This is a genomic window from Micromonospora violae, assembly GCF_004217135.1.
Taxonomy (GTDB): domain Bacteria; phylum Actinomycetota; class Actinomycetes; order Mycobacteriales; family Micromonosporaceae; genus Micromonospora; species Micromonospora violae.
This window is the reverse complement of the sequence record NZ_SHKK01000001.1, coordinates 2152722-2166083: the sequence shown is the minus strand read 5'-3', so window position 1 is coordinate 2166083 and position 13362 is coordinate 2152722. Positions and strand designations below refer to the sequence as shown.

The following is a 13362-nucleotide window of genomic DNA, read 5'->3' as shown; positions in this document are numbered from 1 at the left end:
CTCAGTCGGTCGGCTCCGCCGTGCCGGCCCGCTCGAAGGCGCGGGCCAGTGCGGCGAGGTCGAAACCCTCGAAGTGCTGGAGGAACCGGCGGCGTACGGCGGCCAGGTGGCTGGGCCAGGACTCTTCCAGGCGGGCGAAGCCCGCGTCGGTGAGGACGGCGTTCCAGCCGCGCGCGTCCTCCTCGCACCGTTCCCGCCGGACCAGGCCCTGCGTCTCGAGCCGGATGATCGTGCGGGTCATGCCACTGAGGGAGAGGTAGCAGAGCGCCGCGAGCTCGTTCATGCGCATCCGCCGCTCCGGTGCCTCGGAGAGGTTCATCAGCGCGGTGTACTCGGTGAGCGGTAGCTGACGGTCACCGACCATGTCCGCGTCGATCGCGCGGGGCAGGATGTGCATCACCTGGCCCAGGGCTCGGACCAGGGCTTCCTCGTCGGGAGTGAGCGGTTTGGGAGTCGCTGCGGAGGAGTTGGACATCCTCATATCATACTTGTTTGACTGAGCAAATGCTTACCCTCCGTGTGATCACGCCCATAGCGCAGACATTTGCTTGACCAATCAATCACTGGATAGCGTTCCCGTCGTCAGGCAAGGACCCCTCTGAAAGGCGCCACACATGACCAGGATCGGGATCATCCTCGGCAGCACCCGCCCGGGCCGTAACGGCGAGGCCGTCGCCCGCTGGGTGCTCGAGATCGCCAAGCAGCGCTCCGACGCGCAGTACGAGCTGATCGACCTGCTCGACTACCAGCTGCCGCACCTCGACGAGGCGTACCCGCCCTCGATGGGCCAGTACAGCCAGCCGCACACCAAGCGGTGGGCCGAGACGATCGCGTCGTACGACGGGTTCATCATCGTCACCCCGGAGTACAACCACTCCACCTCGGGTGCGCTGAAGAACGCGATCGACTTCCTGTACGCCGAGTGGAACAACAAGGCCGTGGGCTTCGTCAGCTATGGCTCGGTGGGCGGCGCGCGCGCCGTGGAGCACCTGCGGCTGATCTCCGGCGAGCTGCAGATGGCCGACGTGCGCTCGCAGGTCGCGCTGTCGCTCTTCACCGACTTCGAGAACTTCAGCACCTTCAAGCCCGGCCCGTTCCAGCAGGACGCGCTGACCACCACCCTCGACCAGGTGGTCGCCTGGAGCGCCGCGCTCGCTCCGCTGCGCAAGGCCTGAGCGTTTCGCGCACTCGGGAAACGGCCGCGGGGGATCCCGCGGCCGTTTCCGGGCGTTCAGGCATCTTCCGCGGCGGCGAGCAGATCCAGCGAGAGCTGCCACAGCCGCGCTGCCGCCGCCGGGTCAATGGCGTGATCGGCGACGCCCTGCAACGGCGTCTCCGGGCGGTGGCGCACCGCCTGCGCGCAGTCCTCGAAGTAGCGGCCGCCGACGCCCTCCACCTGCGGCCCGGCGGCGAGCAGTACGGAGGTCGCCGCGCCCTGCTGCGGGGTCTTGAAGTCGTACGCCGGAAGGTTCGCGTAGTCCTCCTCGGTGAGGTGCCGTCCCAGATTGGTGGCGACCGCGCCCGGGTTGGCCACGTTGACGGTGATGCCGTCGCCGGCCCAACGCCGGTTCGCCTCGACCGCGAACAGCGCGGTGGCGGTCTTCGACTCGCCGTAGGCGAGAAGACGGTCATAGGGGCGTTCCCGGAAGTTGACGTCCTCGAAGACCATCGGGGCCTGAACGTGGGCGATGGAACTCAGCGACACCACCCGGGCCCGGCCGGCCCCGGCGAGAGCCCGATGCAGCCCGTTGGCGAGGGCGAAGTGGCCGAGGTGGTTGGTGGCGAACTGCAACTCCCAACCCTCGGCGGTCCGCATCTCGGGGGTCGCGGACACCCCGGCGTTGTTGACCAGGATGTGCAAAGGGCCGTCCCAGGCGGCCACGAACGCGCTGACCGACCGCCGGTCGGACAGGTCCAGCGGCATGATCCGGAGCAGCCCGTTCGCGGCCCCGGTGCCGATCTCCCGGGCGATCCGCTCGCCGGCCCGCACGTCGCGTACCGCCAGGGTCACCTGGGCACCCGCCATGGCGAGCGCCCGGGCGGTCTCCACGCCGATGCCCGAGGAGGCGCCGGTGACGACGGCGCGCTGCCCCGTCAGGTCGACACCGGCCACGACGTCGGCGGCGGTGGACCGGGCGTTGAACGGCGTCGTGACGCGTGTTTCAGTCATGATCGAATTCCTTCGGTGGGGTGTCCTCAGGTGGCCTTCCGGCTCGCCGTCCAGGCGTACGGTGTGCCGGCACCACCCTTCGCACCGATCGTGCGCGCGGGTCTGCTCGGACCGCCAACACGCTCTTCCTGGCGTGGCTACAGTCTGTCCCTGTGGCCACACCTGAGCTGCGACAACTGCGGTATTTCCTGGTCCTCGCGGAGGAGTTGAGCTTCACCCGGGCCGCCGCCCGCCTGATGATCGCCCAGCAGTCGCTGTCGCAGCAGATCACCGCCCTGGAACGCGTCCTCGGGGCGAAGCTGTTCGAGCGGGACAGCCGCGGCACCACCCTCACCGACATCGGTGCCCTGTTCGTGCCCGAGGCACGCGCCGTGACGGACCGCGCCGAGCAGGCCGTCGCCGTCGTGGAGAGGGCCTTGCGGGGCGAGGTCGGCACCCTCCGGCTCGCCTTCCTGACCACCGTCGCCAACCACCTCCTGCCCCCGGTGGTCCGAGCCGTCCGCCGCCACCTACCCGACCTGCACCTGGCCACCGAGTCCGTCAGCATCGCGCCCCTGGTCCAGGGTGTCCTCGGTGGACGGTTCGACGTCGCCTTCACCCGGACCCCGCTGGTCGCCGGCCTGGAGTCCCGGAGACTGACGACCGAACCGGTCTGCGCGGTGTTACCCGAGGGCCACCCGCTCGCCGACCGTGCCGAGTTGACCCTCGCCGACCTGGCGGACGAGCCGTGGGTGATGACGCCGCGCAGCTCCTGGGAACCCTGGCACCGGGCCTACGAGGACCAGTTCCGGGAAGCGGGCTTCGTACCGACCATCGTCCAGGAGGAGGCCGGCGTGCAGGGTCTGCTCGGCCTGGTCGCCGCCGGACTCGGCGTCACCCGGCTCGCCTGCTCGGCGGCCAGTCTCCGCCGCACCGGCGTGGTGTTCGTGCCCCTGACCGGCGCCTACGCGTACACCGAGATGGTGTGGTTGCCGGGCAACACCACACCCGCGCTGCACCGGTTCCTGGACGTGGTCACGGAACTCGCGGCGACGACGGACCTGACCCGTACCGGCTGACGGTGTGGCAGCCGGTTCAGCGTGTTACGCGTAACCTTGGCGCGATGAGCCGGTCTGCTGCCGCTGGTCGAGCGCCGCTCTGGCGGGACCGGACCTTCGGCACGTACTGGGTCGCGCAGTCGCTCTCGGCGGCCGGCGACTCGTTCGCCTACCTCGCGGTGCCGCTGCTGGTGCTCCAGGCGACCGGGTCGGTGGCGCAGATGGGCGTGCTCACCGCCGTCGCCGGTGCGGCGTCCGTCGTCGCCGGGGTCTTCGGCGGGGTGCTGGTCGACAGGTACGACCGCCGCACGCTGATGATCGTGGCGGACCTGACCCGGCTGCTGCTCTACGCTCTGGTGCCGTTGGCGTGGCTCGCCGGCCCGCAGGTCTGGCTGCTCTTCGTCGTGCTGCCGATCTGCGAGGCGGCCGGCATGGTGTTCCAGGTCGCCGCGGTGACCGCCGTCCGCAACCTGGTCGACTCCGACCGGATCACCGAGGCCAACGGCCGGTTGCAGGCGACGTACGCGGCGGCGGCCGTCCTCGGGCCGCTGCTCGCCGGTGTGGTGGCGGCCCGCTTCGGCCCGGCGACCGCCATCGCCGTCAACGCGGCGAGCTTCGCGCTCTCGGCGGCCGGCCTGTGGCTGATCCGGCTGCGGCCCGTCCAGGTGGACGATGGGGTGGTCCGGCAGCGACCGCTGGCCGAGTTCCTGGCCGGCGCGCGGTTCCTGTGGCGACAGCCGGTGCTGCGCGCGCTCACCGTGCTGCTGTCGGTCTTCATCTTCCTCACCTACGGTTTCACCGACGTGCTGATCTACCACGTCACGCACGACCTCGGCGGCTCCGAGGGCACCGTCGGCACGGTGCTCGGCCTGGCGGCGCTGGGCACTGTCGCCGGCGCGCTGCTGGTGGCCCCGCTGCGTCGGCGGCGCGGCTTCGGCGTCACCTGGATCGGCGCGCACACGGTCTGCGGCCTCGCGGTGGCCGGCGTCGGCCTCGCCACCAGCGTGCCGGCGGTCACCGCGCTGACCGCCGTCTACCTGTGCTGTCTCAGCGTCGGTGGGATCTGCTCGATGTCGCTGCGCCAGGAGATCACCCCCGACCACCTGCTGGGCCGGGTGACGTCGGCGTTCTGGAGCACCCACTACGCCCTCGGCCCGGCCGGCGCTGTCGTGCTGACCTGGGCCGCCGGCCGGTACGGCGTACCAGCGGTCACGCTCACGGCGGGTGCGGGGTGCCTGCTGGTAGCGGTCGGTGGCCTCTGCACCCCGATCCGCCGCGCCGGCGCGGAGCCGGCCGCCGGGCAGCCCGGACTGCGCGCGGCCCCGGCCGGCGGCACCGTTGGTTGAGACGGGTGCCGACCACCACGTGGCGCCCCGAGCGAGCGGAGCGGGCCCGGTCAGAACTCCTGGTACATGACGTGCAGGCCGGTCCGGCCGAGGGTGGGGTGACGGAACGCGCCCGGCACCGTGCCGACCACCGCGAAGCCCTCCCGCTGGTACAACCGCACCGCCGACCGGTTGCTCTCCACCACGGCGTTGAACTGCATGCCGGCGTACCCCTGCTCGCGGGCCCAGGTCAGCGCGTCACGGCACAGTGCGGTGCCCACACCCCGGCCCCGGGCGTCGGCGGCGACCATGAAGCTCGCGGTGGACACGTGCGCGCCCGGGCCGGGCCGGTTCGCGCCCATCTTCGCGGTGCCGAGCACCCGCTCGCCGTCGACCGCCACGACGGTCCGCCCCGGCTTCGCCTCGACCCACATGCCGTACGACTGCTCGGCGGTCATCGCCGGGTCGTAGGGGAAGGTCTCCTGTGCCCGGATCACCTCCTCGATGATCGGCCACACCTGCGACCAGTCCCCGTCGACGAACTCCCGAATCAGCACGGGAAGCAGGCTAGGGGCGGCGCCGCTCCGAGGCAACGGGGATTCGTTCAGCTCGTGGCGAGTGCGGCGAGCTCCTCATCGAGCAGGGCCGCCAGCTGTTTGTGCCGCTCGGGATGGCTCTGCGGGGTCATCCCGCGGCTGGGCATCTCCACAGTCATCAGCAGGTACAGGTGCAACCGGTAGAGACCCAGCCGCCGCCGCGCCGACGCGTCCAGCACCAGCGGTTCGGCCACGGTGGCCCGGTAGCCGCGCAGCACGGGGTGCTCCGGCTCGTCCTCGACGCGTCGGAAGAGCAGCGGCGAGACCAGGTCCAGCAGTGGGTCGCCGTAGAAGAACCGCTCGCCGTCGACCAGCCCGGAGAGCCGCAGCCGGGCGTCGCCGTCGGGCGTGGCCAGCACATTGCCGTCCCAGCAGTCGAAGTGCAGCAGCGCCGGTCGTCGTACCTCGTCGAGCACGTCGGCGTGCCGGCCCACCAGTGCGTGCAGACGCTCCGGGGTCACCGGTAGTCGGACGTCCCAGTCGACCGCGTCGGCCAGGAACTCGTCGAGCATCGCCGTGAACGCCTCCCGCCAGGTCGGACCGGAGGCCCGGTCACCGTCGTACCCGAACCGTTCACCGGTCACCGTGTGCAACGTGGCGAGAGCCACCCCGAGGTCGTAGCGCACCGGGCCGTCGTCGACCGCGACACCGGCCTCGGCCAGGTCGAACAGCGACCGGCCGGGCAGCATCTCGGTGACCAACCACTCGCCGTACGCCGGGTCGGTGCCGTGCCACAGCACCGGGGGCACCGGCACCTGCGGCGCCCGCTGCGCGACGAGTCGGAAGTAGCGGTCCTCGGCAGCGCAGAGCCCGCGCTCGTAGCGCAGCAGCGGCGTACCACTTGGCGGTGCCAGTTTCAGCACCACCCGGCGACCGTCGTCGAGCAGTGCCCACCAGACCGTCGCGAACCCGCCGCCGCTCAGTGGACCGCAGTCGCGGACCCGGGTGTCCGGCCCGAACGACGCGTCGAGCAGGTACGCCACGTCGGCGCTGGTGAGGGACCGCTGGGTCGGGCTGACGCCGCTCATGAGGTGGCACCTCGCCGCGCGCGCGGTGCGGAACCCGCGGTGGTGCGGGTGGACCGTGGGACGGGACCGGCGGTGTCGCGGCGGACCAACTCGGCGGGCAGCACCTCCACCCGGGGCGTCGGTGTCCCGACGCCGAGCACCAGGGACATCGCTCGCACTCCCATCTCGACCAGGGGCAGTCGTACGGTGGTCAGCGCCGGGGTCACGTCCCGGGCGATCGGCATGTCGTCGAAACCCACCACCGACAGTTGCTGCGGCACCGCCAGCCCACGCGCGCGCAGGGTGGCGAGCGCGCCGATCGCCATCGAGTCGTTGAGCGCCACGATCGCGGTCAGACCCGGGTCGGCGTCGAGCAGTCGGGCGGTGGCCTCGGCGCCGCCGTCGCGGTCGAACTCCGCGTACCGGATGCGTCGTTCGGGCAGCTCGCGGCCCTGCTCGATGAGGGCCTGGCGGAGGCCGGCCAGTCGGTCGGTCGTGGTGGTCAGGATCCGGGGGCCGGCGACCACCCCGATCATCCGGTGCCCCAGACCGCACAGCTCCCGCCCGGCGAGGTAACCGCCGGCGCGGTTGTCCGGCATCACCGCGTCACCGGAGTGCTCGTGCCGGCCGATCACCGCCACCCGCCCACCGCTGGCCTCGTACGCGGCCAGCTTCTCGTTGAGCTGCCGGGTGAACGCCTCGTCGTGGTAGCCCGAGCCGGCCAGGATCAGCGCCGCCACCTGGTGGCCGCGCAGCAGCTCCACGTACTCCAACTCGCGGTCCGGGTCCCGGTAGCTGTTGCAGATCATCAGCAGCCGGCCCTGGTCGGTGGCGACCCGTTGCAGCCCTCGGGTGATCTCGGCGAAGTACGGATCGGAGACGTCGTGCACGATCACGCCGACCGCGCTGCGGTGCGAGCGGGCCAGCAGTTGGGCGTGCGCGTTCGGCACGTACTGCAACTCGGCGACGGCGGCGAGCACCCGTTCGCGCAGCTCGTCGGTGACCGGCTTGCTGCTGCCGTTGATGACGCGGGATGCGGTGGCGGGTGAGACGCCCGCTCGACGGGCCACATCGGACAGGGTCGCCATGGCCCGCCCCCTCGATCTGTTGACGGCGTTTCGTCGTGCCGGCTAGCGTCACCGTACCGCAGAGAAAGCCCTTTCCCGCAGGGAGGCCCGGCCGTGTCCGATCGCTTCGCGGTACCTCACCTCGACGAGTATGTCGATGCCTGAGCGGCCGGCGCCACTGCCCGGCGGGATCGGGGTCTCCCAGCTGCGCGTCTACGACACGGTGGCCTCGGACGGCCTGGTCGGCGGCACTCCGCACGTGCACCTGTGCTGCACCGAGGGGTACGTGGTGACCGGCGGCGAGGGTGCGGTGCAGACCCTGACCATGACCGGCTTCCGGGAGACGCCGCTGCGGCCGGGGGTGGTGGTCTGGTTCGAGCCGGGCACGGTGCACCGCCTGGTGAACGGTGGCGGGCTGACCATCGTGGTGCTCATGCAGAACAGCGGGCTGCCCGAGGCCGGCGACGCGGTGCTGACCTTCCCGCCCGAGGTGCTGGCCGATCCGGCCGCGTACGCCGCGGCGGCGGCGTTGCCCGACGGGGGAGCGCCGGGCGCGGACGTGCACGCCGCGTACCGCAGGCGGGATCTGGCGGTGACCGGCTTCCAGGCGCTGCGGTCCGGCGGGCCGGCGGCGCTGGTCGCCTTCCACGCCGCCGCGATGGCGCTGCGCCAGCCGTTGGTGACGCGGTGGCGGCAGCGGTGGGAGGTCGGCGCGGGTCGTGCCGCCGCCGACACCGCCGAGCAGCTCGACGCGCTGGGGCGGGGCGATCCCGGGCACCTGGGCGACGCCGGGGTGTACGCGGTGCACGAGCCGGTCGAGCGCGGCCGGCTGGGCATGTGTGGGCTCCTCGACACCTACCCGGCCGCCGGCTGACGTCGCGTGTCGCGCTGGTCGGCAATGGACGAATAGATCGAGGAAAGGCCTTGCCCCGGCGTGAGGGGGCCGCCTACGCTCCCAGGAAAGCGTTTGCCTGATCCGCCGACCGGCCCGGTTCCCGGGTGTCGTGCCGGGCCCCGAGGAGGTTCCGCGTGACCGAGAACTCTCTGGACACGGCGGGCCGGCAGGCCCCCGTCGATGGCGCGGCATCATCCACGGTGGTGGCGTCGTCACCCGGCCGTGTCCGTCCACCACGTCCGACGATCGGTCGCCGGGCGGTGGCGTTCGCCGACTCGCTCTGGCGCCCGGCGCTGGTGCTCGCGGTCTTCTTCGCCGCCTGGTGGTTCGTGGCGGCCCGGGAGTACGTCCCGAACTACCTGGTGCCCACCCCCGGCCAGGTCTGGGAAACGATGACCACCCAGTGGTCCGAGTTGGCCCGGCACACCCTGGTCACCCTCTACGAGACAGTCCTCGGCTTCGTGCTGGCAGCCGCGCTGGGGCTGGTCACCGCGGTCGCCATCGCCTACTCGCGCACCCTGGACAAGGCGCTCTACCCGATCGTCCTGTTCGCACAGGTCATCCCGAAGATCGCCATCGCGCCGCTGCTGGTGGTCTGGTTCGGGCTCGGCCTCACCCCGAAGATCATCCTGGCGGTGCTCATCGCCTTCTTCCCGGTGGTCATCTCCGGAGTGGCCGGGCTGCGCTCCACCGACCCGGAACTGCTCGACCTCGCCGCCACGATGGGCGCCGGGCCGTGGCGCACCTTCCGCAAGATCCGCTTCCCGAACGCGTTGCCGCACCTGATGGCCGGCCTGAAGGTGGCCGTCACCCTCGCCGTGGTCGGCGCCGTGGTCGGTGAGTTCGTCGGCGCCAGCGAAGGGCTCGGCTACGTCCTGTTGCTGGCCAACGGCAACCTCGACGCCCCGCTGCTGTTCGCCGACCTGATCCTGATGTCCGCCATCGGCATCGTCCTGTTCGTCCTGGTCGAGATCGCCGAGGCACTGCTCATCCCGTGGCACGCCAGCCGCCGGGCCGGCGTGTCCCTCACCACCTCCTGACCGACCCCATCACGGAGGCACCGATGAAACGCACCGCCACCACCATCCTGGCCACCGCCGCCCTGCTGCTCGCCGCGACCGGCTGCGGTGGGGACGACTCCGCCGGCAGCACCAACGCCGACGGCAGCAAGCAGGTCACCCTCACCCTCAACTGGGTGCCCTACGGCGAGCACGCGCCGTTCTACTACGGCCTGCAGAAGGGCTACTACTCCGCCGAGGGCATCGACCTGAAGATCCTGCCCGGCAACGGCTCGGGCAACACGGTCAAGCAGGTCGCCCAGAAGCAGACCGACTTCGGCTGGGCCGACAGCCCGGTGCTGCTCAAGTCGGTGGCCAGCGGGATGCCGGTGCGCAGCCTCGGCGCGTACCTGGAGAAGGGGCCGTCCTCGGTGGAGTTCTTCACCGAGGAGAACATCACGACCCCGGCCGACCTCAAGGGCAAGACCGTCGGCGGCACCCCCGGCGACGCCCTCTACGCCACCTTCCCGGCCTGGCTGGAGAAGAACGGCCTCAAGAAGGACGACGTCAAGGTGGTCAACGTCGACGCCGCCGGCAAGATCGCCGCGCTGGCCGAAGGCAGGGTCGACGCCATCATGGGCTTCTTCCACGACCAGGCGCCCACCATCGAGAGCAAGACCGGCAAGAAGGTCGACGTGCTGCTCTTCGCCGACTACGGGATGAACCTGCTCGGCACCGGTCTGATCGCCAACACCCAGACCCTGCAGAAGGACCCGGAGCTGGCGCGCAAGTTCGTCCGCGCCACCCAGAAGTCCTGGGCCGACGCCGCCCGGGACCCGGCCGGCGCGGTGAGCGCGATGGCCGCCCTGGCCGAGAACGAGCCGGCCCCTGAGGTGCTCACCAAGCAGCTCACCCTCAACCTGCCGTTGCTCGGCGCGGACGGCCCACCCGGAGTGAACACCGAGGCGCAGTGGACCGAGACCATCGACCTGATGTCCCGCTACGCCGAACTGAAGGACCCGGGCGCGCCCAGCGCGTACTGGGACTCCTCGTACGCGGCGCAGGGGTGACCCGGTGACCGCCGCGCCGGCCGCCACCGGCACCGCCATCGGGATGTCCCGGCTGACCGTCCGGTTCACCACCCGACGGACGCAGACCACCGCGCTTCAGGACGTGTCGCTCGCCATCGAGCCGGGCGAGTTCGTCACGATCGTCGGCCCGTCCGGCTGTGGCAAGTCCACCCTCCTGAAGATCGTCGCGGGGTTGGTCACGCCGACCAGCGGTGAGGTGTCGCTGCTGGAGCGCCCGGTGCGCGGCCCACAGAAGAACATCGGCTTCGTCTTCCAGAAGGCCGCCCTGCTCCAGTGGCGCGGCGCCCGAGCCAACATCCTGCTCCAGGCCGAGATGCGCGGCATGGACCGGGCGCAGGCGGCCCGCCGCGCCGACGAGCTGATCGAGATGACCGGCCTGACCGGTTTCGAGAAGGCGTTGCCACACGAGCTGTCCGGCGGCATGCAGCAGCGGGTGGCGCTGTGCCGCGCGCTGCTGCACTCCCCGCCGGTGCTGCTCATGGACGAGCCGTTCGGTGCCCTCGACGCGCTGACCCGGGAGCAGATGAACGCCGAGCTGCACCGGATCTGGCGGGAGACCGGGACCACCGTGGTGCTGGTCACCCACTCCATCGCCGAGGCGGTCTTCCTCGGCACCCGGGTCGTGGTGATGAGTCCCCGGCCCGGCCGGATCATCCGCACCTTCCCGGTCGAGCTGCCGGCGCACCGCGACTACGCGTCGGTGATGTCGGATCCCCGCTTCGACCGGCTCGCCACCGACCTGCGTGGGTTGCTCGGCAGCGCGGCCGCCAACCACTGAGCGCGAATCGGCACGACCAGCACGACGGAAGGAACACCATGACCCGCAGGTCGATCGGCATCATCGTCAACGGCGTGACCGGACGGATGGGCTACCGGCAGCACCTTGTCCGGTCACTGCTGGCCATCCGCGAATCCGGCGGTGTGGCGTTGGCCGACGGCACCACCATCTGGCCGGAACCGGTCCTGGTCGGGCGCAACGAGACGAAGCTCCGGGAGATCGCCGCGCGGCACGGCCTGACCGACTGGACCACCGACCTGACCTCCGCGCTGGCCCGCGACGACGTCGAGATCTACTTCGACGCGCAGGTCACCCAGCAGCGGGAGAAGGCGATCCGGCAGGCCATCGAGGCCGGCAAGCACATCTACACGGAGAAGCCCCTCGCGGAGGACACCGCGGCAGCGCTCGACCTGGCCCGGGCGGCGGACGCGGCCGGCGTACGGACCGGTGTGGTGCAGGACAAGCTCTTCCTGCCCGGTCTGCGCAAGCTCAAGCGCCTCGTCGACGGCGGCTTCTTCGGCCGGATCCTGTCGGTGCGCGGCGAGTTCGGGTACTGGGTGTTCGAGGGCGACTGGCAGCCCGCCCAGCGACCGTCGTGGAACTACCGGGCCGAAGACGGCGGCGGCATCGTGGTCGACATGTTCCCGCACTGGCACTACGTGCTGGAGGAGCTGTTCGGCCGGGTCACGGCCGTCTCCTGCGTGATCGCCACCCACATGCCCGAACGGGTCGACGAGGCCGGCCACGCGTACGCCGCCACCGCCGACGACGCCGCGTACGCCACCTTCGAGCTCGACGGCGGGGTGATCGCGCAGATCAACTCGTCGTGGACCGTGCGGGTGTACCGCGACGAGCTGGTGGAGTTCCAGGTCGACGGCACCGAGGGCAGCGCGATCGCCGGCCTGCGCACGTGCCGGGTGCAGCACCGGGCGGTCACCCCGAAGCCGGTGTGGAACCCGGACCTGCCGGTCACCGAGGACTTCCGCGCCCAGTGGGCCGAGGTGCCCGACAACGAGGACTTCGACAACGGCTTCAAGGTGCAGTGGGAGGCGTACCTGCGGCACGTCGTGGCCGGCGAGCCGTTCCGGTGGGACTTCCTGGCCGGCGCGCGCGGGGTGCAGCTCGCCGAGCTGGGGCTGCGCTCGGCCCGTGAGGGTGGTCGGGTCGAGGTGCCGGAGCTGCGCTCATGACCGCCGAGGTGGTGCTGCCTGGTGGACGGCGGCACCGGCTCGCCGGAGGCGGGGGTTTCGACCGCCCGGCGGCGCCGGCCACCAGCCGGATCGCGTACGCCGCCGCGCACGTGGTCGCCGACCCGCTGGCGGAGAACGTGCCGGGTGCCCCGGCGGCGGTGGACTGGGACAGCACCCTCGCCTTCCGGCGGCACCTCTGGTCGTACGGGCTGGGGGTCGCCGAGGCGATGGACACGGCCCAGCGGGGGATGGGGCTGGACTACCCGGCCACCCGGGAGCTGATTCGGCGTAGCGCCGCCGAGGCCCGCGCGGTGGGCGGACGGATCGTCGCCGGGGTCGGCACCGACCACCTGCCGGCCGGCCCGGCCACCCTGGCGGCGGTCGCCGCCGCGTACGCCGAGCAGTTCGACGACGTGCGCGCGGCCGGTGCCCGGCCGGTGCTGATGTGCAGCCGGCACCTGGCCGCCGCCGCGCGTGGCCCGGAGGACTACCTGCGGGTGTACGACGAGCTGCTGAGCGCCGCCGACGAACCGGTGGTGCTGCACTGGCTGGGCCCGATGTTCGATCCGGCGTTGACCGGCTACTGGGGTGCGGTCGACCTGGATCTGGCCGCCGACACGGTCATCGAGCTGATCAAGGCGCATCAGTCCAGGGTGGACGGCATCAAGGTGTCACTGCTGGACGCCGACCGGGAGGTCGCGTTGCGCCGCCGCCTTCCGGCCGGGGTACGCCTCTACACCGGCGACGACTTCCACTACCCGGAGCTGATCCGGGGTGATGAGGTGGGTCACTCCGACGCGCTGCTCGGGGTGTTCGCGGCCATCGCGCCGGCCGCCGCCGCCGCGCTGAGCGCCCTGGACCGGGGGGACCGGACGGTGTACGACGAGATCTTCGCACCCACCGTGCCGCTGGCCCGGCACCTGTTCGCCGCGCCGACCTGGCACTACAAGACGGGGATCGTGTTCCTGGCCTGGCTGGGCGGGCACCAGGAGCACTTCACGATGGTCGGAGGCGCGCAGTCCGGCCGATCACCGGCGCACCTCGCGAAGCTGCTCACCCTGGCCGACGCGGCCGGTCTGCTGCCGGACGCCGACTTGGCCGCCGCCCGCGCCCGGGCCATTTTCACGGTGGCGGGAGTGGCCCAGTGAGCGCGAGGAGTGAGCCGGTTTTGCGAGCCCCGCAGTCGCGAACGGAGACGAGCCCAGTGA

At 71.7% G+C, this 13362-nt stretch carries 14 protein-coding genes; 9 read left to right on the top strand and 5 right to left on the bottom strand.

Annotation, left to right across the window (positions count from 1 at the left end):
* Window position 1: 1 nt before the first annotated feature.
* On the bottom strand, window positions 2–475 hold the full coding sequence (locus EV382_RS09875) for a MarR family winged helix-turn-helix transcriptional regulator (protein ID WP_130401265.1): 474 nt from the start codon (window positions 473–475) through the stop codon (window positions 2–4).
* Window positions 476–614: 139 nt separating this feature from the next.
* Between EV382_RS09875 and EV382_RS09870 the strand changes: the two genes are divergently transcribed.
* Window positions 615–1175 carry an NADPH-dependent FMN reductase gene (locus EV382_RS09870; RefSeq protein ID WP_130401264.1) on the top strand — a complete coding sequence of 187 codons (561 nt, stop codon included), beginning with the start codon at window positions 615–617 and terminating at the stop codon, window positions 1173–1175.
* Between the two features lie 56 nt (window positions 1176–1231).
* Here EV382_RS09870 and EV382_RS09865 read toward each other — a convergent pair whose 3' ends face one another.
* Window positions 1232–2170 (bottom strand): SDR family NAD(P)-dependent oxidoreductase, encoded by a 939-nt coding sequence (locus tag EV382_RS09865; RefSeq protein ID WP_130401263.1) that lies wholly within the window; start codon window positions 2168–2170, stop codon window positions 1232–1234.
* A 152-nt stretch (window positions 2171–2322) separates the two neighbouring features.
* On the opposite strand from EV382_RS09865, the gene EV382_RS09860 reads away from it, so the two are divergent.
* Together EV382_RS09860 and EV382_RS09855 are read left to right on the top strand one after the other, a co-directional pair.
* Window positions 2323–3228, top strand: coding sequence for a LysR family transcriptional regulator (locus tag EV382_RS09860; RefSeq protein ID WP_244236614.1), 906 nt, complete (start codon window positions 2323–2325; stop codon window positions 3226–3228).
* A gap of 44 nt (window positions 3229–3272) precedes the next feature.
* On the top strand, window positions 3273–4553 hold the full coding sequence (locus EV382_RS09855; protein ID WP_130401262.1) for an MFS transporter: 1281 nt from the start codon (window positions 3273–3275) through the stop codon (window positions 4551–4553).
* Window positions 4554–4603: 50 nt separating this feature from the next.
* Here the strand turns inward: EV382_RS09855 and EV382_RS09850 are convergent, their stop codons facing one another.
* The 3 genes from EV382_RS09850 to EV382_RS09840 are packed head-to-tail and all read right to left on the bottom strand — an operon-like array spanning window position 4604 to window position 7223.
* A complete protein-coding gene (locus tag EV382_RS09850; protein ID WP_130401261.1) occupies window positions 4604–5089 on the bottom strand; it encodes a GNAT family N-acetyltransferase in 486 nt (161 codons plus the stop codon).
* A gap of 47 nt (window positions 5090–5136) precedes the next feature.
* A complete protein-coding gene (locus tag EV382_RS09845) occupies window positions 5137–6156 on the bottom strand; it encodes a phosphotransferase family protein (RefSeq protein ID WP_130401260.1) in 1020 nt (339 codons plus the stop codon).
* Window positions 6153–7223 carry a LacI family DNA-binding transcriptional regulator gene (locus tag EV382_RS09840; RefSeq protein WP_130401259.1) on the bottom strand — a complete coding sequence of 357 codons (1071 nt, stop codon included), beginning with the start codon at window positions 7221–7223 and terminating at the stop codon, window positions 6153–6155. Before EV382_RS09840 ends, EV382_RS09845 begins: the two co-directional genes overlap by 4 nt.
* 136 nt (window positions 7224–7359) lie before the next feature.
* Here EV382_RS09840 and EV382_RS09835 point away from each other — a divergent pair, with 136 nt between their 5' ends.
* The 6 genes from EV382_RS09835 (at window position 7360) to EV382_RS09810 (ending at window position 13302) form a co-directional block, all read left to right on the top strand.
* Window positions 7360–8076, top strand: coding sequence for a cupin domain-containing protein (locus EV382_RS09835; RefSeq protein ID WP_130401258.1), 717 nt, complete (start codon window positions 7360–7362; stop codon window positions 8074–8076).
* Window positions 8077–8231: 155 nt separating this feature from the next.
* Window positions 8232–9137, top strand: a complete 906-nt coding sequence (locus EV382_RS09830; RefSeq protein ID WP_130401257.1) for an ABC transporter permease — start codon at window positions 8232–8234, stop codon at window positions 9135–9137.
* Window positions 9138–9160: 23 nt separating this feature from the next.
* Complete coding sequence (locus tag EV382_RS09825; RefSeq protein WP_130401256.1) at window positions 9161–10165, top strand: ABC transporter substrate-binding protein; 1005 nt, start codon at window positions 9161–9163, stop codon at window positions 10163–10165.
* A 43-nt stretch (window positions 10166–10208) separates the two neighbouring features.
* On the top strand, window positions 10209–10964 hold the full coding sequence (locus tag EV382_RS09820; RefSeq protein ID WP_425271980.1) for an ABC transporter ATP-binding protein: 756 nt from the start codon (window positions 10209–10211) through the stop codon (window positions 10962–10964).
* A gap of 38 nt (window positions 10965–11002) precedes the next feature.
* A complete protein-coding gene (locus tag EV382_RS09815) occupies window positions 11003–12154 on the top strand; it encodes a Gfo/Idh/MocA family protein (RefSeq protein ID WP_130401254.1) in 1152 nt (383 codons plus the stop codon).
* On the top strand, window positions 12151–13302 hold the full coding sequence (locus tag EV382_RS09810) for a dihydrodipicolinate synthase family protein (protein WP_130401253.1): 1152 nt from the start codon (window positions 12151–12153) through the stop codon (window positions 13300–13302). The genes EV382_RS09815 and EV382_RS09810 overlap by 4 nt, the downstream gene beginning before the upstream one ends.
* Window positions 13303–13362 lie beyond the last annotated feature (60 nt).